Here is an 18,377-nt window from a genome sequence, read left to right as displayed (position 1 = left end):
TTATCGTGACTTGAATCAAGCTCTCCAGTAAGGTTCCGCTCGGTCGCCGCCAGAACGACCTGGAAAAGGACACGCCCATGCGGTTCTCGGCAACACCCCGGCGGCCACGCCTGCGCGCCGCCCTGCTCGCCCTCGCCACCGCGGCAGCGGGCCTCACCGTCGCCACCACCGCGGCGCCCGCCGCCCACGCGGCCCTGCCCGCCGGCTTCAAGAGCGTCGGCTACCTGCCCTCCTGGGCCGGCAACGTCAACAGCGTCCAGTACACCAAGCTCACCCACATCAACTACTCGTTCGCGCTGCCCAACGCCAACGGCACCCTCCAGGGCATCCCCGACCCCGGCAAGCTCACCTCGCTGGTCAACCTCGCCCACGCCAACGGCGTCCGCGTCTCCCTCGCCATCGGCGGCTGGAACGACGGCAACGACTCCGCCTTCGAAGCCCTCGCCGCGAACGCGAGCTCCCGCACCACCTTCGTCAACAGCGTCGTCAGCGCCGTCAACCAGTACAACCTCGACGGCGTCGACATCGACTGGGAGTACCCCGACCCCGGCGCGTCGGCCACCAACTTCACCAACCTGATGAGCCAGCTCTCCAGCGCCATGCGCAGCCGCGGCAAGCTCCTCACCGCCGCCGTCGTCTCCGGCGGCGGCACCGCCGAAGGCGTCCAGACCGCCGTGTTCGGCCACGTCGACTGGCTCAACATCATGGCCTACGACGGCGGCAGCCCCCACGCCAACTACGACTGGTCCATCGCCAGCGCCAACTACTGGAAGGGCCGCGGCCTGCCCGCCGCCAAGACCGTCCTCGGCGTGCCCTTCTACAGCCGCCCCGGCTACTACACCTACGCCCAGCTCGTCGCCATGGACCCGGCCAACGCCAACCGCGACTGCGCCACCGTCAGCGGCGCCCAGCAGTGCTACAACGGCCTGCCCACCATCCGCCGCAAGACCCAGTGGGCGCTGGCCAACGCCGGCGGCATCATGAACTGGGAGCTCTCCCAGGACACCACCGGCAGCACCTCCCTGCTCAACGCCATCTACGAGACCGCGGGCGGCACCAACCCCAACCCGCCCGTCGGCCGCACCGGCCCCATCACCGGCATCGCCGGCAAGTGCGTCGACGTCGCGAGCGCCAACAGCGCCAACGGCACCGCCGTCCAGCTGTGGACCTGCAACGGCTCCAACGCCCAGACCTGGACCGTCGCCTCCGACAACACCCTGCGCGCCCTCGGCAAGTGCCTCGACATCACCAGCGCCGGCACCGCCAACGGCACCACCGCCCAGCTCTGGGACTGCAACGGCAGCGGCGCCCAGACCTGGCAGGCCCAGTCCAACGGCACCCTGCGCAACCCCGCCTCCGGCCGCTGCCTCGACGCCACCGGCCCCAGCTCCGCCGACGGCACCCGGCTCCAGATCTGGGACTGCTTCGCCGGCACCAACCAGGTCTGGCGCCTCCCCGCCTGACCCGCTCCGCGCCACCTGATCCCTGACCGCGCGGCCCTCATGACGGGGGCCGCGCGGCGTAGGTACGACATAAGGGTGAACCTCGTCCTCGGGCCCCACCCACCACCTGTCGGCGCGGCATGCTGGGACGTTGCGGACATGGTTCCCGGACGACTTGGTGTGCGGATGGGGATGACGGCGTGGCGGCACAACAGCCTGATGGCGGCGCTGCGGCCCGGTGACGCGGCAGCGTTGATCGCGGCCGGGACCCTGAAGCGGTACGCCGCCGGTTCTGTGCTGCTCCACGAGGGCGAGGCGTCGCGATACGTGCTCGTCGTGCTCAGCGGTTACGTCAAGATCACCGCGCACAACGCCGAGGGTGAGGTGTCGCTGCTGGCCATCCGCGGTGCGGGTGACCTGCTCGGCGAACTGGCGGCCCTGGACGGGCAGCCGAGGTCCGCCACCGCCACCGCGGCGGGGGTGGTGCACGCGGTGTGGGTGTCCGCGCAGGCGTTCCGGGCGTTCCGGGCCCGGCACCCCGAGGCCGCCGAGGAGGTGAGCCGCAGTGCCGCGGCGAAGCTGCGCTCGGCCACCGCTCGCCGGATCGACCTGACCGGGGTGTCGGTCAAGGTGCGGGTGGCGCGGGTGCTGGTGGAACTGGCCGCCTCCCACGGCCGGACCACCCGCCGTGGCACGTCGTTGGCGTTCCCGTTGGCGCAACCCGAACTGGCCGCCTTGGTGGGCGCGGCGGAGCGGAGCGCGCACAAGGCGCTGACAGAGTTGCGCGCGGTGGGGTGGGTCGCCACCGGGTACCGATCGGTGACGATCCTGGACTACATCTCGCTGAGCGAACTGGCGGGTTGGCAAGCCGGGTAGCGGCGAACCCGCAATCCTTCGGGGTGTTCCCCCGTCGCGTGCACCAGCATCCCGTACCGCCACAGTCGGTGGGAGGGAGCGGCGATGCAGGTGCACGGTCCCGGCTGTCGCGGTGACGAGTGCTGATCGGTGATCCGTGGCCGCGGAGCAGCCTGCTGGGCAAGATGCGCCGGCGTGACCGGGAGGCGCTGCTGAGCCTGGGCACCGAGGTCACTTACCGCGCGCGGCAGGTGATGATCAGGCAGGGCGAGGAGCACCGGCACGCGTTGCTGGTGCTCAGCGGCAGCGTCAAGGTCGTGGTCAACTCCGAGTACGGGCGGGACCTGCTCATGGCGGTGCGCGGTCCCGGCGACATGCTCGGGGAGATGGCGGCGCTGGAAGCCGAGCGGCGCTCGGCCAACGTGGTCGCCTGGGTGCCGACCACGGCCCGGGTCTTCCGCGGGCGGGAGTTCGCGGACTTCATGGAGCGCAACCCCGAGGCGTGCCTGGCCCTGGCGCGGATGTTGAGCGAACGGCTCCGGCGCGTGCACGTGCGGTGCGTGGACATGGTCGTGTGCCCCGCGCCCACCCGGGTGGTGAAGGTCCTGGTGGAGATCGCCCTGACCCACGGCAGGCGAACCGCCGATGGGTGGCGTCTCGGGGTGCCGCTGACCCAACCCGACCTCGCGTCGCTGGCGGGGGTGGCGCTGAGCACGGTGGAGAAGTCGCTGCGCGACCTGCGCTGCCAAAGGCTGCTGCACCCCGGCGGGCGACACATCGTCATCACCGACCTCGACGAGCTACGCCGGATCAGTGGGTGATCGGCTGAATCCCGTACTGGTACGGGGTCGGTGGTCGCGATGTGTCACAGAGTGATGCCCATTCACTCGACATCACCGAACGCACCGCCGTCAGGCCGAACTTCTCCCGGTTCCCGAACGCCGATCGGCCCAACGACGCGAACCCGAACACCGCTCACAACAGCTCGCGGACAACCGCGAGGAAAGGGTCTTCCATGCCGATTCCCCGCAGGATCGAGCAGGCGCGCGACGCCGGTGGCGCCAAGCTGCGTCAGGTGTTCAGCACCCGCCGCGGCGGCGGAGCACCTGGTGGAGCCGCTTTCGCCCGCGCTTCGGCCGACGAGGTCACGTTGACCGAGGAGTACCGCTACCACCAGGAGATTTCGAGCAACGACCGGAGGGAAACCGGTGACGTGCCGCCCTCGGGCACCATCCGGGTCACCGTTCCGTACGACGGCCACAAGTATTTCACCAGGGCCGCGGTGGCCGACGTGAGCGGCCACGACCCGCGACCGGCCGCAGCCGTGATCGGCCACCTGTCGTTCGCCGACCACCACAAGACCGACCTGTCCGAGGTGCTGGACCTGTCCGAGGGGTACGGGTCGATGGCCGTCGAGGTGCCGATCGCCGAGTTCGACGAGGCCGGCATGGTGACCGATGGCCGAACCTGCGTGATCGAGCACGAGTACCGCCCCGCGGAGAACGCGGTGCGCGTGCTCCCCGTGTCGGTCCTGGTCGACCTCGTCGACCCCGACGGTGCCAACCTGCACGAGGCCCTGAGGACGGCCCTCGACCCGGGCACCCAGGTCGAGCAGGTGGCCGACGAGTTGACCAAGTACGTGTCGTTCCGGTCCTACCTGCTGCTGAGCGTCCAGGTCGTGCTGCACCTGCCGAACCGCCGGTACATCCGCGGCCTGCACCCCAAGGTGTCGCTGGTGTCGCTGCGGTGGCCGACCATCACGTCGCTGAGCGAGGTGACCCTCCAAAACGGCAGGGGCGACCAGCTCACCCTCAAGTACAACCCTTCCTCGCGGAGCCTGGAGTGGTCGAACGTGCCGATGGCGCTCGTCGACGGGCACGGTGTCGGTGACACCGCCGAGTTCCGGAGCGAGAAGCGCTACCTGCTGATCCGCCAGCCAGGCGAGCTGTACCAGCAGGACGCGATCGACGGGACGGTGTGCGTCGAGGTCAACGGGTACCTGCTGTCGGGGTTGCGCGCTCGCCGGTTCGACGCCCTCGGGACGCAGGCCGAACAGCCCAAGTTGGTCAGCCGGATCACCACTGACCTGCACCTGGTCCTGGACGACGCGTTCGCCCGCCGGGAGATGCTGCCCTGTCAGCACCTGCACTTCGACGAGGTGATCCCCGACAACATGCGGATCGCCGACATCCGCGCGGTGCTGGAGACCAGGGGGTTCCAGGTCGAGGAGTGGCCTTCGCGTCAGGACGGCGGTGGGTGGCACCGACGCCTGCTCAGGGCCAGCCGACAGGCGGGGCCGGACACAATGTGGTTGTGGTTGCTGGTGGACGGGCGCCGGTTCGAGACGACGAGGGAGAAGCAGCAGCCGGGCGGGCAGACGTTCACCAGCACCTTCGAGAGCGGCGAGCTGAAGGTGTTCATGTGCGGCGCGCTGCCGGGCACGAGCCGCGACTTGACGCTGGTGATGAACGCGTTGCACCTGACCCTGCGCGAGCGCTTCGAGCGGCTCAAGGCACGACGTTGACGGCCGCGCACCGCAGCACGACACGAGGAAGAAGACATGACCACTCGCGTTGAACCTCGCGCGTCCACGGCACGCTGCTACAAGTGCGGCTCGCCGGAGATCGCCACCACCTGCCACCACTGCGGAAGGCTGATCTGCCGGGAGGACGGTCGGCCGACCGGGCCGGACGAGGCACCGGCCAAGATCAGCCAGGAGTTCGCCGGCCTGGGGATGGACACCCCGCAGGCCCACCACTGCGAGACCTGCGACCACGTGGTGCCGCGCCGCCTGGGCCGGGAGCAGGTGATCGCGGGCGCGGTCGCCGCACTCGGCGCGCTGCTGCTCCCGGTCCACGCGAGCACCGGTGTCGTGGTGCTGCTGATCGGCCTCGCCGGGCTCGCGACCTGCTATCTGGTGGACCGGCGCCGGGTCGCGGAGGCACAGCGCCACAAGCCGCGGCTACCGTTGCTGCCGAAGATCGACTCGGCGTCGGTGCGGGAAACAGTGCGGGGAAAGCTCGTGCTGGACGCCGGGGGCCACTACCGCATGTCGATCGAGCCGCCGCTGGGTGAACTGGGCATCTCGACGACGTTCGCGCGCACGGACCTGGACCGGCTCACGCTCTACCGCACGCGGTACCGCCTGCCCGCGGACTCCGCCGTCGACTACTGCGCGGGGTTCGCGGTGCTGAAAGGCAAGGCGGGGATGACGCTCACCAACTCGTCGTTGTCCGTGCCGGTGATCCCGCTGAGCGGTCGCACCGACGAGCACCAGTTCTTCTCCCCGGGTGCCGACGGGCGGTCCCCGGCCAAGTGGGAGTTGAAGTCCACCTACTCGGTGTCGCCCGACCGCGTGCCGGAGGAGTTGCCGTTGTGGCTGACGCCGTCGGTGATGCCGCGATCGGACCAACGGACGCTGGAGCTGACCGTGCAGTGGGAGCAGACCGGTCCCGCGGACAACCTGAAGATCGACAAGGTGGAGCCGGTGGTCCTGCACGTGCCCGTGGAGTGGGGCAAGGTCGAGCGCACCACCCACAGCCCGGTCGTCGGTCGGGTACCGGACCCCCGCGGCGGTGAGGGTGTGGTGCAACGCATCGAGTGGAACCGGGTCGCGCTCACGGAACAGGACCGCGAGGCGGGCCAGGTGAAGCTGATCGTGCGGTTCGAGGACAAGATCCAGATGAACGAGACGATCCACGGCAGCGTGCGGGCGTCCTTTCGCGGCACGCTGTCCGGCCTCACCGGGCTGCGGGTGCTGTCCCCGCTCGGCGAGGCCCGCAGCGGCGACACCGGGCGCAGCAGCGCGCGCACCGACGTGCAAGCCGAGTTCGAGCTGAGCCTGGCGGGGATCCGCTACCAGGACGTACGGGTCGTGCCCGACAACAACGAGTCGGACCGGCCCGAGGCGGTGGAGTTCGCCGGCGTGATCCCCGACCACGAGACGGTGTCGCGGCTGACCGGCGAGTTGAGCGAGGAGGGCTACTACATCAAGCGCGTCATCGAGCACCCGCCGCACGCGAGCGGCAAGGCGAACGTGATGAACCGGTACTGGGACATCGCCGGGCGGAGGTACGACGGGGTCTACCCGTTGGACTTCTCCCTCAGCCTGACCGGGGAGGAGTTGCACACCGGTGACATCCGGGCGCAGTCGGGCAGCAGCCGGATCCGGCTGTCGGTGCAGGCGGTGTTCGCCAACGAGCAGATGAAGAGAGCTGTCGAGGCGGAGTGGGACCGGCTCGACGACACGATCCGGCGCGTGCTCGGCTCGGCCTCGGACGTACCCCGGGCCTACAGCGGTGACCCGCGTGCGGCAGTCCCGAACGGTCACGGCGGACAGAACGGTCACGGCGGTTCGCACGGCGACGGCGTCCACCACCATGAGAGCGATGCCCGCCACGACCGGGGACCCGGTGTCCCGGGCGGTGGCACGACAGCCGGGTACCGCCACGGGGGATCGCTTCGGCGCGCGCCCGAGGAGGTCTCGCCGCGCCTGGCCGAGCTGCACCGGCAGCGGAACGACCTGATCCGGCGGTTCTCCCAGGGGAAGATCTCCGACGAGGGCTTCCGGCTGGCGATGGCGGCGATCGACGACCAACTCGACAACGACTGAGGAAGCAGCGGAGGGACGACGATGGCCTGGGAATGCGCCGAGTGCCAGTTGGGCGAGGGCACGCCGGTCCCCGGAGGCGCGCCGGGGGTAACTGTCGAGATCGACGTGGTGTGCCACCACTGCGGCAAACCGCTGTGCCGGAACGACCGCTTCGTGCTCGTCGACGACGCGTTCGACGCTTCGGCGGGCGAGGACGCGCCGCGCGCGGCGCACTGCAAGGAGTGCCGGCAGCGGTACCACCCGCGGGTGACCGTCCTGGAGCCGCTGTTCGACGGCAGGTCGCGATGATCGGCGTGCGGCTGAGTCCCGACCGGTTGGAGGTCGGGCGGGTGGCCGAGCTGACCGTGGAGCTGACCAATGACGGCGACGGACCGTGCTCGCACATCGTGGTCAAGCTGGCGCTGCCCCAGGGGGTGGTCCTGCTCGGCGGTGGCGTCCGGGTCGAGGTGCTCCGGCTGCTGCCGGGCGAAGGCGTCACCCGGGTGCTGAAGGTCCGGCCCACCGCGGAGGGGCTCCTGGAGGTCGGCAGCTCCAACTTCTCCTACCGGGACCGCTGGGGGACGCCGCACCGGGTCAGGGAGTTCCGCGCGTCCCTGGAGGTGGTCGCGGCCCGGACCGCCGGGCCGCCGCCGGAACCCCGGTTCGCGGTGTCCCTGCTGGACCACGAGCTGCCCGTCGGGCAGTGGTCGCAGTTGCGGGGACGGGTCACCAACACCGGGATCCCGGTGCTGGTCGGCACCTCGGTGCAGGTCTCGGGGGCGATGGAGGTGGACCCGCGCAGCGCACACCAGTCGCTGGGCACGCTGCCCCCGGCCGAGACCGCGGAGTTCGTCGTGCACGTGCGGCCGACCAGCTCCGGCAGCCACGTACCCGTGCACGTGGTGATCACCGTCGGCACCGACGGCGGCGCCGTCCGCCGAGAGCCGCACACGCTCGCGGTCCGGGTGACCGACGCGCCCGCGCGCGACGAGGTCGGCCAGGAGGTGGTGCGGATCCTGCACCTGTCGGCGGGCCCGGCGGACCTCGGGAGGATGCGGCTGGACGACAACGTGCGCGCGATCCGGGAGACCCTGCGGTTGGCCCTGGACCGCGATCGCTACCGGCTGGAGGCCCGGGGCGGGGTCCGCGCCCGAGACCTCACCCAGGCGCTGCTGGACGTCCGGCCGCACGTCGTGCACTTCTCCGGGCACGGCTTGGAGACCGGCGGCCTGGTGGTGCAGAACGAGGTCGGCATGTCGCGGCCGCTGACCGTGGCCGGGGTGGCCGCGTTGTTCAAGGAGGTGAACGACACGGTGCGCTGCGTCGTGCTGGACGCCTGCCACAGCGCGGTGCTCGCCGAGGCGGTCGTCGAGCACGTCGACTTCGTCGTGACCATGCGCCGAGAGGTGAGCGATCCGGCCGCGATCGCCTTCGGCATCGGCTTCTACCAGGCACTGGCCACGAACGCCCCGGTGGAGAAGGCGTTCAACCTGGGCTGTGTCGGGGTGCGGCTGGACGAGTTGACCAGCGGAGAGGCCGACACCCCGTTGCTGCTCAAGCGGAAGGGGTGAGCCGCTCACCCCTCTGGCAGGTACAGCCAGGCCGTCTCGGCGAACCGCTTCGCGGGCACCTCCGCGGTCACGGAGGCGAAGCGGTCCGGATCGAGGTTCGGATAGCCGTCGACGATCACGTCCCGGTACAGCACGTCGGACACCACCAGGGCGAAGTCCGCGGTGGGTGTTTCCCGCAACGCCCGCCGCAACACCTCCGAGTCCAGCAGGCGGTGCACGGTGGTGACGGCGCTGCCGATCCAGCCGTTGGCGGCGAGGGCGACGTGCCCGCGGTGCATCGCCACCCGCAGCCGCAGCCGGGCCCGCTCGCCGAGGCCGCGGTTGATCCGGACGAGGCCGGAGCGCAGCCCGTCCACCACACCGGGGATCACCACCGACTCGTCCACCCCGGGAGGCAGCACCGTGAACAGCCCGTCACCGCTCGGCTGAAGCCCGGTCTCGTCGTCGTCGACGCCGACGACGCGGCGGACATCGGTGAGCAGGTCGGCGAACCTCCGCTGGGCGCGCTCCGCCTCGGGCGCGCTGAACCTGCTGTACGCCTCGGTGTCGACGGCCAGGCACAGGCGCACCGCCGGCCGCCGTCCCGCCACCGGGTCCACCCGCCCGGCGGCGAACCGCACCTCGCGGTCGCCGCAGGCGTGCGCGGGGCGACCGCCCGCCAATCCCGGGCGCAGCGCCGAGCCGTGCACGCGCAGCGAGCCGGTCAGCTCGGCCGGCGGCGCGACGAGGATTTCGAACGCACCACTGCGAGGTATCGGTGACCGCCCCAGAGGAGTTCCGACCAAACACACCAGCGCGCCGTCCCGAGTGGTCCACACACCCGTGCGGACCACCGTCCCCGCCGCTGCGACCCGCGCATCACGCACCTCCACCGCCGGGTCGCGGAACCGCACGACCAGTGACAGGGCGGTCAGGTCCGGTCCCTCCTGGACGTAGTCGAACCGCACGACCGCACCGCCGGGATCCGGCAGCACGGCCGGTTCCCGCACACGCACCACACCGAGTCGACGCGGGGGTCCCGCCGTCCACAACTCGACCGAATCGGTCACCGGCAGCCTCACCTCACCGGCGGCAGGTCCGGCGCCAACCGGGTACCGCCCATCAGGAACGCGCTCTGCGGCGCGATGAGCATCCGCCCCTGCCTGCCGTGCCTGATGTCGTCCTGGCCGACGGAGATGACGTTGGGCTGATCGGGGTCGCGACCCGCGTCGACCAGATCGCGGGTGACGCGCAGCCCCGCCTTGTTGCCGGTCACCAGGTCGTAGACCTCGAACCGGCGCAGTTGCCGGAACGGCTTACCGGGCACCGGTGCCGGGCCCTCGACCACGGTGCGCACGTGGGCGAAGGACAGCTCGTCCGGGTACGCACCGAGGGAGCCCAAGCCGACCTCGCCGACCTCCTCCAGCAGTTCGCGGCGCAGGCAGTCGTCGGCGTGCTCGCGGAACGCGCCCGTGGCGAACCAGGCCAGGAAGCGGCGCACGGAACCCGGCGGAAGCACACCTCGCAGGTCCATGCCAGCCACCTCCACCTCCGGCGGCGTGCGCTCCCGCTGGAAGCCGAACTCGTCCAGCAGCTGCGTCGCGGGCGGGAGGTACTTGATGACACCACCGGGCGGCCCGCACACCCCGGGCCGGGTGCGGGAGTGGAACAGCACGTACCGGTCGTCGTCCTGCACCCGCAGCAAGGCGCTGAACGAGATCCTCACCGGCCTGCGAACCATGCCTGCCCTTCCGGGACGAGGTGTCGGCGCTCCGGGGCGGCCGCCCCGGAGGCCAGGTCAACCGAGCGGGTCGGTCATCGGGCGGTCGAGCAGCGCGCAGCGGGGCGCCGGGGCGCCGGGTGGCGCAACCGAACGGCGCCGGCACAGCCGCGTGGGACAGGCATGGGCGTCGTGGGCGGCGTCACGGGCCGAGGTCACCGGCCACTCACCGTCACGGCCGCCGAAGTCCAGCAGGTGACCGCGCAGCTCCGCCAGGTCCGCCAGCAGCGCGCGGGCATCGCGCACGTCGGCCGAGCCCCGCCTCGACGAGGCGACCACCCGGTCCCACCACGCGTCCCGGCCGTACCGACGGGCCTCCTGGGCCAGCGTCGCGAACCGCTCGCACATGCCGCTCCACAGCAGCGACTCGTCCCCTGCTCCGCGAAACTCCATCAGCGCTCCCGACAGCGAGGTCAACCGAGTGCCCGTCCCTGAGATTATCTTCACCGACCACCCCTCCGACGACCGCAAACGTGCGGAGATCAGGGCAGCGCTGCGGCGGGTGCCCGATCTCGGGCCAGGCGCGTGGCCCATCCCGGTCGACCTCGTCGAGGTCGGCCGCGTCCTGTCCGGCGGGGCCAGCGGCGCGCTGGTCGTGCAGGTGCGGTTGCACCGGGGCGACCACGACGTGGTGCACGTGGCCAAGTTCGACGCCCCCGCCACCCTGCGCCGCGAGTGGCACGCCTACGCCGAGCTGATCGCCCCGCTGCGCAGCGCCCTGTTCGCCCCTGTGCTCGCGGCCTCCCCGGAGGTCGTCGACCTCGCCGCGGACCACGGCACGCCCCTCGGGCTCGTGGTGTACGACCATGTCGGCCAGTACGCCGGCGCGCCCAATGCCGACCTGCGCACCCTCGAGGACGTCGCCCGCGCCGCGGTGGGCGGCGGCTCTGCCCTCGACGAGGCGGTGACGCTGATCGACACCCTGTTCACCGGCATGGGCCAGGTGCTGCACCGCCGCAGCACCGTCGTCCCCACACCCAGTTCGCTGCGCCCCCTCAACCCGGCCCTCGGCCCCAACCTCGAAGTGCGCGCGCACAGCACCGACCCCCGACCCGCTCGGGACCTCCTGTGGCCACCTGACGAGGTGCTCCGGACCAGCCTGACCGGAGATTCCGGCCTGCGGCCGGGCGACGCCATCGCACTGGCCGGCCTGCGCCGCCGGTCCTCCGACGACCACCGCAGCCTGGTGGGCGACGACGTGCTGATCCGCCTCGCCCCCGGCTCCGTCGACGTGCCCGACACCCCGGGCACCACCGTCGTCGGCACCGTCACCGCCGTCCGCGGACCGACCCACCGCGACCGGTTGCCTCGCCTGTCGGGCACCCCCGTCGACCCGTTCACCGCACTGCCCCGCGTGCTGCTCGACGCCGTGCCGGGCCGCGCGCGGGCCGTCTCGCACGGCGACCTCAACCCGCGCAACGTCGTCGTCGTCGGTGGACGCCCCCACCTGATCGACTACGCCCGGACCGCCGCGCACCGCCCGCAGCAGGAGGACCACTGCTGGCTGGAGATCGGGCTGGTCCGCGACGTGCTCGCCGAGGCGGGCGAACACGACCTGCTGGAGCTGCACCGCGTGCTCGCCCTGACCTCCCAGGCCCTCGACCGGGGAGTGGCGCCGCAGGTCGCCGCCGGCACCGCCCGCGCCATCCTGGCCGAACACCTCCACCCCGCCCACGACCTGCTGTGGGCCGTGCGCGTCCAAGCCCACCGCCACTACCCGCCCAGGGCAGACGAACCCTGGTGGCAGGCGTACAACCACCAACTGCTGCTCGCCGCGCACCGGACCTTCAAGTGGTCACCGCACCCCGACACCGCCGCCAAGCTCCTCGCCTCCACCGTCCTCTCCGCCGTCGCCACCGAGTGGATCACCGAACCCGACCCCTTCCGGCACTGGCCCCGGTCCCTCATCACCCGAACCGCGCACCGCGCCGCCGACCTGATGCCCGTCACCTCCGACCGCATGGTCGAGCTGTTCACCCGGCTCACCCGCTCCGCCCACCACACCGACCCGATCGTGACCGGCTACCGCGTCGTCCTCGTCCGCGAGCGGTGCGCCGCCGTCGCCGCCAAGCTCGCCACCGACCACGACGGTTACCTCGACCTCACCGGTGTGCTCGACCGCATCACCGACGCGCACGACGTCGAACTGCTGGGCGAACCCGGCACCGGCAAGACCGCCACCCTGCGTGAACTGGCCCGCCGCACCGCCGCCTCGGCCCGGGACGGCGGCGACCGCATGCCCCTGCTGCTCGACACCGAGGTCGACGACCCCATCGCCGAGGTTGCCGCGCTCGGCTTCGGGACCTGCGCCGAACAGGCCCTGGAACTGGGCGCGGTCCGCGTCCTGCTCGACCACCCGAGCGGCCACCGAACCGCCGCGTTGCGCGCCCGCTACCCCCGCGTACCCGTGACCACCCTGCGCCGCGGAACCGACGTCGCCGCCGTCACCGCCCGGCTCGACGAACTCGACGCGGCGAACGTGCGGGCCTTCCTGCACGCCCGTCTCACCGTCCTCGGGCACCACTCCTTCCGCGTCGACCGACTCACCGAAGCCGTCCTCGACGACCCCGCGTGGGCCCGTGTCGGCGGACACCGCCCCGCCCTGCTGACGCGTCTCGTGCACCACGTGCGCGACGACCTCGACCGGCTGCCCGCACCCCAGGAGATCGCCCTTGCCGACCTGCCCCACGACGACACCACCCTGCTGCACTGCGAACGCCTTGCCGTGCACCTCATCGAGGGCACACCCCGTCCCACCCACCCCCTCCCGACCGACCTCCTGGCCGGCGACCGATTCCGCGATCCCGTGCACCAGGACCACTTCGCCGCTCGGGCCCTGCTGCGCGAACCGGCGCTCACCGCGCACCGCCTGCGCCACGCCCGCTGGCGCTCCGCGGGCCTGTTCCTGGTCACCCTGCCCGAGGTCGACGAACACCACGTGCGCACGCTCGTGGACCAGCTCGCCCCGCACGACCCCTGCTACGCCGCCCAACTGCTCGCCACCGCGCGCTGCGACACCACGCACTTCGCCACCACGTGGCGCAACACCCTCCACGACCCCGAACGGGCCGTCGACTGGGCCGACGCCGCCGACGCGCTCACCGAGATCAACGCCGTCGCCGCGCTGCGCGACACCGTCACCCACGCCTCCCCCGACGCCGCCCTGCACGCCCTGCACGCCCTGGACCGCGCGCACCGACTCCCGCAGCCCCGCACCGCCGAACGCGCCGCAGGCCGTGAACTGCGCACCGCCCTGCTCTCCGCACTCCACTCCCCCTCCGACACCCTTCGAGCCGAAGCCCTCGACATCGTCGCCGACACCCGCCTACCAGGCTTCGAGCTGGTCATCGCCGATCTCACCCATCCCGAACACCTCTGGCTCGTGACGTCACGAGCCCAGCGCGCGCTGCGCTCGCTCGGCACCCACCTACCGGCCGAACACCTCGCCCGCCACCACCACGCCCGCTACCGCAGGCTCACCGACATCGAGGCGCGACTCCCCACCACCACGATCACCGCCACCGCGGCCGAACTGGAAGGCGAACGCGCCGAACACCTCCGCGAACTCGCACCCGGACAACCCACCGACTGGCTGCTGGACCGACGCTTCGCCCCCGGACTCGACGACCTCGTCGCCACCCTCCTTCCCCCCGCGGAACACCGCGCCGACCCCGAAGACCTGCTCCGACAGGCCACCAGCACCCAACCGCCCCGGGCCAACGCCGCCGCCCACGCCATCCTCACCACCTACCCCGAGCGGGCACGCGACCTCCTCGACCGCGTCAAGCACAGCCCTGCCGAACACCACCTGCTCATCGCCGCCGCCGCCGTCAAAACCACCCGTGCCACCGACGTGGCCGAAGAACTCGTCCACCACCTGCTGCGTCGACCGCCCCGACACCGCCACGCCCTCGCCGCCCTCGTACGCGCCGCCCACTCCGTCGACCCGCACACCGGCACGCGCCTCGCCTGGGCCACCGCCACCACCCTGGCCGACCACGACCGACCAGAACGGCTCACCTGGCCCTGGACCACAGCACTGGCCCACTGCCGCGGTGGACCCCGCGAACTCGACGCACTCCTGCTCGACCCCGCCACCACCAGCCACGCCGTCGAAGCCCTCGCCGCCCACGACTTCCACCGGGCTGCGGGACCCAGACCCGATTGGACCTTCAGCGAACCGGCACGCCGCGCCCTGCTGGCCCACCGCACCACCACCGCCGCCGACGCCGCCCGCTGGGTGCGCGCCGTCGCCACCGCCGGCCTCACCGACGCCTTGCCCGACGTCCTCCACGTCCTCACCACCCACGGCACGGCGATCGTGGCACGCGCCGGACGAACCCACCCCGTCCAGGCCGACGCCCTGCCCGCCATCGGCCTGCTCGCCAAGGACACCGACCAGGCCCACCACGTCCACCTGATCCTGTCTCGCTCCTCTTCCCCCCACCGCCTCGCCGGCCTGGCCTACCTGGGCGACTGGCCACCCGTCGTCACCGCCGCCCTCCGGGACCCCGCTCACCTCCGCACCGCCCACAACGCCCTGACCCGCTGGACACCCGGACCCCACTCACCCCCCACCGAACCCCAGGACTGGGCCGCCGACCTCGACACCCCACTGCCCCGCTCCCTCAGGCCCGCCTTCGGCTTGCCCACCCCGCCCCGACCGACCAGAGTTGGGGAATGGGTGACGAACGCGACGGCGTCGCGCTGACCAACCTCGACCAACCGCTGTTCGACGGCGCCGAGGCCACCAAGGGCGACCTCGTCGACTACCTCGACGCGGTCCACGACAAGATGATCCCCGTCCTCGCCGGCCGCCCCCTGTCCGTGGTGCGCGTGCGCCCCGGCCAGGAACCCTTCATGCAGAAGAACCTCCCCAAGTACACCCCCGCCTGGGTCGACAGCACCACGCTGTGGGCCGAGTCCTCCCGGCGCGAGATCCGCTACGCCCTCTGCGACGACCGCCGCACCCTGCTGTGGTTCGCCAACCAGCGCGCGGTCGAGTACCACGTCCCCCTGGGCACCGCCGCCGCCCCCGACCGGCCCGACCACCTGGTGCTCGACCTCGACCCGCCGGAGGGCGCCGGCTTCGGCGAGGTCGTCGCCGCCGCCCGGCTCGTCCACCGCGCCCTGACCGACTGCGGGCTGACCGGCCTGGTCAAGACCAGCGGCTCCAAGGGCGTCCACGTCTTCGTGCCCGTCGACGCCTCCGACGAGGACGCCGCCGCCGCCACCCGCGCCCTGGCCGTCCGCGCCGAGCGCCTGGACCCGGCGATCGCCACCACCGCGTTCATCAAGGACGACCGGGGCGGGCGCGTGTTCCTCGACTCCACCCGCGCCTTCGGCTCCACCGTGGCCGCCGCCTACAGCCCCCGCATCCGCCCCAACGCCACCGTGTCCTTCCCGCTGGAGTGGGACGACCTGGACTCCGTCACCCCGGCCGACTTCACCATCCGCACCGCGCCGGCCCTGCTCGACAAGGGCGACCCGTGGCACGAGCGGATGCCCGCGCCGCAGCGGCTGCCCGACGACCTGGTGGCCGAGGGCCACACGATCCCGGTGGCGCGCGTCCAGGCGATGCACGAGGGCAAGCGCCGGGCTCGGGCCCAGCGCGGCGGGTAGCCGGTCGTCGTCCCGGGTTGGCCGGGGCGCACGCCGGAAAAACGTTGCTTTCGAGCAACACTGAAGTTATCGAGACCACTGGTCCAGGAGGTGGCAACGTCGAAGAGGGCTCCCGAGCCGAGCGGTCCCGCCACCCTGGCCGCGGCCGCGGTGGACTGGGCCTGCCCCAGGCGCTCGCCGCGCGCCGCGGCCGGCCCGGCGCCGGCCACCGGGCTCGTCACCCCGGCGGTCAGGAACCCGTTGCCCGCCGACAGCACCAGCACCGCCGCGACGAACCCGACCGTGCCCGCGAACGGGCCGCGGCCGGCCCGGCGGCGGTGAGGAGCGCCCCGGCGACGGCCACGCGCGGTTCTCCCCACCAACGCACGGCGGGCCCGACCGGCGCGCCCCTGCACCACCACCAGGCACAGCCCCGCGCCGCACAGCAACCACCCGACGAACGCGGGTCCGGCGTCGAAGCGCCGCTGGGCGAGGAAGGCCGCGGTGGTCTCCATCCCCACGAACGCGGCCATGCCCGCGAACCCGGCGACGAGCAGGGGCCACGGCACGAGCAGCCGGCGCGCGCGGGCGCCGGACCGCGGCGGGGCGTCCCGCGGCTGGTCGGCGGGCAGCACGAGGTGGGCGGGCACCAGGTTGGCGGCGGCCAGGCCCGCGGCGGTCCACGCGACCGCGGCGAACCCCAGGGGCGCGGCGAGCGCGCCCAGCGCGGACCCGACGGTGAACGCGAGGCCCACCGAGGCGCCCACCAGGCCGACCGCCCGGGTCGGCCCGGCCGGTCCCGCCGCGTCGACGGCGAACGCCTGGGCCACCCCGATGCCGCCGCCGCGGGCCCCCGCGACCAGGCGCGCCAGGGCCGGCGACCACAGCGCGCCCGCCGCGCCCATGAGCGCGCGGGTGGCGACGGAGCCCAGCAGGCCCAGCAGGAGCAGCCGCCGTCGGCCGTACCGGTCGGCGAGCCGGCCCGGCACCGGGGCGGCGACGGCCTGCGCGAGCGAGTACGCGGTGAGCACCGCGCCGAGCCAGGCGCCCGTGCCGCCGAGCGCGCCGACGTGGAAGGGCCGCGACGGCAGGACGGCGGTGAAGCCGAGCAGGTCGACGAACACGGTGGCGCACAGCGCCAGGAGGACCCGCCTCGGCCGCTCGCTCCCCCGCCGGGCGGTTCGTCACGGGGCGTGCCCCTACCGCCCCCGGTGGCCGGACGCCCGGTGCTCCGGCTCCGCGCCGGGGTCGCGCGTCCCGGAGCGGCCGTCAGGCGCAGCACGCCCACCCGCGCGTGACGAGACCCGGCGGTCAGCGGCCGACCGCGCCCCGGCTCGGACACCTGAGCTGGCTCGGCTCGGCCACCCGCGCGACCCGGCCCCGCTGCCGCCGCACGTCCTGCCGGTGCGAGAGCCCCTCCGACACAGCGCCCTCCCCTGGCCCGCCACCGGGTAGATCACCCCGGTACCCCACCGGGCGGCGGCCCGTGCGCGCGTGGCACTCCGGTCCGATGTGGACGGTGCGCCGGCAGGAGCGGCCGCCCGGAACGCGGAGGTGTCCCGGGCGACCGGTCGCGCGTCAGCCGGCGCAGGCGGTCGTCAGGTTGGCCACCTGCGTGGCCCTGGTCTCCAGCCACTGGGCGGGACCGCTGACGAGGTCGTTCAGGGTCACCGCGGTCAGCGTGTCGGCCAGCGCGGTGATGGCCTGGCTGAGCGTGGTGTTGGCCGCGTCGGCCGCGAGGTCCGACAGCGTGGCCCCGGCCTCGTGCGCCCGGTCGAGCGCCTCCTCCGGGGCGGCGATGTCGACGTTGACCGCCGCCTGGGACAGGGCGTCCGTGCAGAGCTGGACCGTGTTGGCCGTGTTGGCGACCGCCGCCGCCGTGTCGGACGCCTCCTGGAGCGTCCCGCAGGCGCTCAGCGCCGCGACGGCGAACAGGCCGGTGATGGTGGTGGCGAGTCGGGTTGCGGTGCGCATGGGCTCGTCCTTCCCGGTCGGGAGCCGTCACTTGTCAAGACGCGCGGACCCCGTCGAGGTTGTTCCGCCGGGGTGGGCGGCGGGCACTTGTCCCGGGTACCGCCGCACTGGGATGGTTGGCGCGGGAGGTGCCCTTCATGTCGATCGGCGCGTTGACGGGGATCTGCATCGCTCTTTTCGTGGCCGCGGCGGCGTTCTTCCGGCTGCGCGGCCGCCCGACCACCGGGACGCCCGTCGGGCGGGTGCTGCGGTGGCTGGCCTTCGCGGGCACGGTCGGCACCACCGTCGCCGCGCTGCCCCTGGCGCTGTCCGACAGCGCGGTGGTCCTCCTCCTGCTGGCGGTGCCCCTGGTGCCGGCCGCGCTGGTGGTGGTCTCGGACGCGACCGGCAGGCTGGTCGGCACGACGACCGCCGCGGCGGCGCTGCTGATGCTGCTCTGGGGCGTGTTCCTGGCCTCCTTCCTCACCCCGTACTTCGTGTTCCCCGCGCTGCTGCTCGGCGCGGCGGCGCTCGCCTCGATCCGCCCGCGCGCCGCCGGCAGGCCGGCCGGGGCGGCGTAAACCCGGTCGCCCGCTCCCCTCGCC

Annotated in this window: 14 protein-coding genes and 1 pseudogene; 10 read left to right on the top strand and 5 right to left on the bottom strand. The window is 72.9% G+C overall.

Going from position 1 to position 18,377, the window contains the following annotated elements:
* Window positions 1-77: 77 nt before the first annotated feature.
* The 7 genes from ACFP3R_RS01000 (at window position 78) to ACFP3R_RS00970 (ending at window position 8,459) form a co-directional block, all read left to right on the top strand.
* Window positions 78-1,463 carry a glycosyl hydrolase family 18 protein gene (locus tag ACFP3R_RS01000; protein ID WP_380631803.1) on the top strand — a complete coding sequence of 462 codons (1,386 nt, stop codon included), beginning with the start codon at window positions 78-80 and terminating at the stop codon, window positions 1,461-1,463.
* 165 nt (window positions 1,464-1,628) lie between these two features.
* Window positions 1,629-2,318, top strand: coding sequence for a Crp/Fnr family transcriptional regulator (locus ACFP3R_RS00995; protein ID WP_380631801.1), 690 nt, complete (start codon window positions 1,629-1,631; stop codon window positions 2,316-2,318).
* A 119-nt stretch (window positions 2,319-2,437) separates the two neighbouring features.
* Window positions 2,438-3,118, top strand: coding sequence for a Crp/Fnr family transcriptional regulator (locus ACFP3R_RS00990; RefSeq protein ID WP_380631799.1), 681 nt, complete (start codon window positions 2,438-2,440; stop codon window positions 3,116-3,118).
* Between the two features lie 194 nt (window positions 3,119-3,312).
* Window positions 3,313-4,821 carry a hypothetical protein gene (locus tag ACFP3R_RS00985; RefSeq protein ID WP_380631797.1) on the top strand — a complete coding sequence of 503 codons (1,509 nt, stop codon included), beginning with the start codon at window positions 3,313-3,315 and terminating at the stop codon, window positions 4,819-4,821.
* Window positions 4,822-4,857: 36 nt separating this feature from the next.
* Window positions 4,858-6,909, top strand: a complete 2,052-nt coding sequence (locus ACFP3R_RS00980; RefSeq protein WP_380631796.1) for a hypothetical protein — start codon at window positions 4,858-4,860, stop codon at window positions 6,907-6,909.
* Window positions 6,910-6,930: 21 nt separating this feature from the next.
* The gene (locus ACFP3R_RS00975) at window positions 6,931-7,197 is read left to right on the top strand and encodes a hypothetical protein (RefSeq protein ID WP_380631795.1); all 267 of its coding nucleotides are present in this window, start codon (window positions 6,931-6,933) and stop codon (window positions 7,195-7,197) included.
* A 5-nt stretch (window positions 7,198-7,202) separates the two neighbouring features.
* Window positions 7,203-8,459, top strand: a complete 1,257-nt coding sequence (locus ACFP3R_RS00970) for a CHAT domain-containing protein (RefSeq protein ID WP_380631793.1) — start codon at window positions 7,203-7,205, stop codon at window positions 8,457-8,459.
* A gap of 5 nt (window positions 8,460-8,464) precedes the next feature.
* Here ACFP3R_RS00970 and ACFP3R_RS00965 read toward each other — a convergent pair whose 3' ends face one another.
* The 3 genes from ACFP3R_RS00965 to ACFP3R_RS00955 all read right to left on the bottom strand — a co-directional run bounded on the left by ACFP3R_RS00965 (window position 8,465) and on the right by ACFP3R_RS00955 (window position 10,611).
* Window positions 8,465-9,454 (bottom strand): hypothetical protein, encoded by a 990-nt coding sequence (locus ACFP3R_RS00965; protein ID WP_380631791.1) that lies wholly within the window; start codon window positions 9,452-9,454, stop codon window positions 8,465-8,467.
* A gap of 62 nt (window positions 9,455-9,516) precedes the next feature.
* Window positions 9,517-10,164 (bottom strand): SMODS-associated NUDIX domain-containing protein, encoded by a 648-nt coding sequence (locus ACFP3R_RS00960; RefSeq protein ID WP_380631789.1) that lies wholly within the window; start codon window positions 10,162-10,164, stop codon window positions 9,517-9,519.
* Window positions 10,165-10,236: 72 nt separating this feature from the next.
* Window positions 10,237-10,611, bottom strand: coding sequence for a hypothetical protein (locus ACFP3R_RS00955; RefSeq protein ID WP_380631787.1), 375 nt, complete (start codon window positions 10,609-10,611; stop codon window positions 10,237-10,239).
* Window positions 10,612-10,639: 28 nt separating this feature from the next.
* Between ACFP3R_RS00955 and ACFP3R_RS00950 the strand changes: the two genes are divergently transcribed.
* On the top strand, window positions 10,640-14,929 hold the full coding sequence (locus tag ACFP3R_RS00950; protein WP_380631786.1) for a hypothetical protein: 4,290 nt from the start codon (window positions 10,640-10,642) through the stop codon (window positions 14,927-14,929).
* Entirely contained in the window at window positions 14,899-15,840 is a 942-nt protein-coding gene (locus ACFP3R_RS00945; RefSeq protein ID WP_380631784.1) for a DNA polymerase domain-containing protein, read from the top strand. Before ACFP3R_RS00950 ends, ACFP3R_RS00945 begins: the two co-directional genes overlap by 31 nt.
* 401 nt (window positions 15,841-16,241) lie before the next feature.
* Here the strand turns inward: ACFP3R_RS00945 and ACFP3R_RS00940 are convergent.
* Window positions 16,242-16,943, bottom strand: a pseudogene (locus ACFP3R_RS00940) (MFS transporter); the annotation flags it as partial.
* Window positions 16,944-17,397: 454 nt separating this feature from the next.
* Window positions 17,398-17,793, bottom strand: a complete 396-nt coding sequence (locus ACFP3R_RS00935; protein ID WP_380631782.1) for a bacteriophage spanin2 family protein — start codon at window positions 17,791-17,793, stop codon at window positions 17,398-17,400.
* Window positions 17,794-17,930: 137 nt separating this feature from the next.
* On the opposite strand from ACFP3R_RS00935, the gene ACFP3R_RS00930 reads away from it, so the two are divergent.
* Window positions 17,931-18,353 (top strand): hypothetical protein, encoded by a 423-nt coding sequence (locus ACFP3R_RS00930; RefSeq protein WP_380631781.1) that lies wholly within the window; start codon window positions 17,931-17,933, stop codon window positions 18,351-18,353.
* Window positions 18,354-18,377 lie beyond the last annotated feature (24 nt).

Origin of the sequence: Saccharothrix lopnurensis, from assembly GCF_042658445.1 — a bacterium.
In the GTDB taxonomy this organism is placed as follows: Bacteria; Actinomycetota; Actinomycetes; order Mycobacteriales; family Pseudonocardiaceae; genus Actinosynnema; species Actinosynnema lopnurensis.
This window is presented reverse-complemented; position numbering and strand designations above follow the sequence as displayed.

Bases quoted from the DNA above. Each gene is read 5' to 3' on its own strand.
- ACFP3R_RS01000 (WP_380631803.1), top strand. From the start codon at position 78: ATGCGGTTCTCGGCAACACCCCGGCGGCCACGCCTGCGCGCCGCCCTG.
- ACFP3R_RS00995 (WP_380631801.1), top strand. From the start codon at position 1,629: ATGGGGATGACGGCGTGGCGGCACAACAGCCTGATGGCGGCGCTGCGG.
- ACFP3R_RS00985 (WP_380631797.1), top strand. From the start codon at position 3,313: ATGCCGATTCCCCGCAGGATCGAGCAGGCGCGCGACGCCGGTGGCGCC.
- ACFP3R_RS00980 (WP_380631796.1), top strand. From the start codon at position 4,858: ATGACCACTCGCGTTGAACCTCGCGCGTCCACGGCACGCTGCTACAAG.
- ACFP3R_RS00975 (WP_380631795.1), top strand. From the start codon at position 6,931: ATGGCCTGGGAATGCGCCGAGTGCCAGTTGGGCGAGGGCACGCCGGTC.
- ACFP3R_RS00955 (WP_380631787.1), bottom strand. From the start codon at position 10,611: ATGGAGTTTCGCGGAGCAGGGGACGAGTCGCTGCTGTGGAGCGGCATG.
- ACFP3R_RS00945 (WP_380631784.1), top strand. From the start codon at position 14,899: ATGGGTGACGAACGCGACGGCGTCGCGCTGACCAACCTCGACCAACCG.
- ACFP3R_RS00935 (WP_380631782.1), bottom strand. From the start codon at position 17,793: ATGCGCACCGCAACCCGACTCGCCACCACCATCACCGGCCTGTTCGCC.
- ACFP3R_RS00930 (WP_380631781.1), top strand. From the start codon at position 17,931: ATGTCGATCGGCGCGTTGACGGGGATCTGCATCGCTCTTTTCGTGGCC.